The organism is Rhizobium sp. P1_E1 (assembly GCF_056406015.1).
This window is the reverse complement of record NZ_JBFUAY010000519.1, coordinates 1-1,146: the sequence shown is the minus strand read 5'-3', so window position 1 is coordinate 1,146 and position 1,146 is coordinate 1. Positions and strand designations below refer to the sequence as shown.

The window sequence follows — 1,146 nt, the reverse complement described above, 5'->3', positions numbered from 1 at the left end:
TGAATCCACCGTCAGCCGCGTCACGTCGAACAAATACATGCTGACGCCGCGCGGCCTCTTCGAACTCAAATATTTCTTCACCGTCTCGATCAGCGCCGTTGCGGGCGGCGACAGCCATTCGGCCGAGGCCGTGCGTCACAAGATCCGTGCGCTGATCCTGCAGGAGAGCCCGGAGGCGGTGCTTTCCGACGACGATATCGTCGACATGCTGAAGAAGGGCGGCGTCGATCTTGCCCGCCGCACGGTTGCGAAATACCGGGAGGCGATGAACATCGCTTCTTCGGTGCAGCGCCGCCGCGAGAAGCGGGCGCTCGCCAAAGTCGCTGGTTCGTGAAGACACGTCAAAAGTGCCTTCTTCGAAGGCACTTTTGACGGAGTGGTTGCAGAAGGAGAACACACAGTGAAGAGCTATACCATCCAGATCACGTTCCCTACATCTTGGTGAGGGACTTCAATCTGTTCACATCTCCGGCATGTGGCCCACGCAGCCGTTGCTCGCGTCCGTGGAGAGCCCAAGATTTTTTATTCCACCTGCAACACGGGAGCCGGTTGGCGTCCTGGCTGATCGCCCGCGCATGCGGCCGGCGCAAGGTGCTAGAGAATGTCGAATCCTTTTCCGGCCGTCGCAGCATCTTCTCCTCCGCACTCGGCGAAGACTTGCCAATGATCCCGCTCGAACTCCAGCCATCTGGCGTTCTCTTTTTGATGCCAGGCCGGACCGCAGTTTCCTTCTACCGGTAAGCAAGGTTGCCAACTTCGGCTATGATCGAGCTGCGTCCAACAACCCATTTCCCAGGTTGATGGCCGGTTTTGAACCGATTGCGAACATTGCCGTCGATCTATTTCACGTACTCGCCGTCTCCTCCTCAGCCAGCTCAGGATCAAAGTTTGGTCATGCACCGTGCCCGGTCCCTTCGCAACAATRCTCCCCGCAGCTCCTCCGAGATCCGAGGAGCGAAGTAGGAACGAAGTCAATGTCCCCACGACCTAACGATCCCAATTTCCCGAACGGTGTCCCTATACTGCCTTTGCATTCGCTGGGTGAGCGCATCGCGATTCTTGGCCCTTCAAACGCAGGCAAGTCGACGTTGGCGGTCGCCCTGTGTAAGAAGCTCGGTATTCCAGCAAGAAGCTCGGTATTCCAGC

Annotated in this window: 2 protein-coding genes; both read left to right on the top strand. The window is 57.9% G+C overall.

The window, feature by feature from the left end:
• The coding region (locus AC1D1Z_RS37635) for an RNA polymerase factor sigma-54 (RefSeq protein ID WP_477853923.1) at window positions 1-334 on the top strand (334 nt) is incomplete at its 5' end.
• Window positions 335-1,019: 685 nt separating this feature from the next.
• A partial coding sequence (locus tag AC1D1Z_RS37630) for a GTPase (protein ID WP_477853924.1) occupies window positions 1,020-1,146 on the top strand: 127 nt, incomplete at its 3' end.